Raw genomic sequence first — 659 nt, 5'->3', positions numbered from 1 at the left:
CAGCCTAATATACTGTTAGTCCTTTTAAGATAACTTTTAATGGAGTGCCTACAAATGGAAGTGGAAGAATCAGAACATCTAGAAGAATTGGGGAAAAAACAACTAGAGTTGTTTAACGAAATCAGGACTGAGAGTGAAAGGGCTTGCGTCATCGTGGGAGCAGCAAATATTGATGCACTGTTAGATAAGCTTATTACAAAAGCTTTGTTACCTGTAAATGAAAAAAAACAACTGTGTTCTGAAAGCAATGCATTTACGACGTTTTCAGCTAAATTGAACCTCGCTCACCAATTGGGTTTGATTGATGATGCTTTATTTTTTCAGGTAAACCTGCTGAGGAAGATTAGAAATGATTTTTCTCACAACTTGTCGGGGTGCAGATTGACTGAGGCACCACACCTAAACCGCTATCAAGACTTACTTAAATCCATATCAAAATGCCCAATGTATAAGCGGATGCCGAAAGGGTTTCCTGATGGAAACATTGATGAGCCTGAACATGTACTGACAATGAAATTAATGATCGTTTACTTATCATCAATAATTTCGTCTCTCATCTACTTTGTTGAGCCCGTTTATAACGAAAACCTAGATACTATAAAGCAACTGAGAGAGTCTAGTGCTAGTAATGGGCAACAGGGCTAACGTATAAGGATAGG

Annotated in this window: 1 protein-coding gene; it reads left to right on the top strand. The window is 38.1% G+C overall.

The window, feature by feature from the left end; genetic code table 11:
• Positions 1-54: 54 nt before the first annotated feature.
• Positions 55-645 carry a hypothetical protein gene (locus AB4238_RS13240; RefSeq protein WP_372033855.1) on the top strand — a complete coding sequence of 197 codons (591 nt, stop codon included), beginning with the start codon at positions 55-57 and terminating at the stop codon, positions 643-645.
• Positions 646-659: the final 14 nt, after the last annotated feature.

The organism is Shewanella sp. 10N.286.45.A1 (assembly GCF_041470405.1).
GTDB lineage: Bacteria > Pseudomonadota > Gammaproteobacteria > Enterobacterales > Shewanellaceae > Shewanella.
Note: the sequence above shows the minus strand (reverse complement) of the source record. Positions and strands in the feature narration are given on the sequence as shown.

Bases quoted from the DNA above. Each gene is read 5' to 3' on its own strand.
- AB4238_RS13240 (WP_372033855.1), top strand. From the start codon at position 55: ATGGAAGTGGAAGAATCAGAACATCTAGAAGAATTGGGGAAAAAACAA.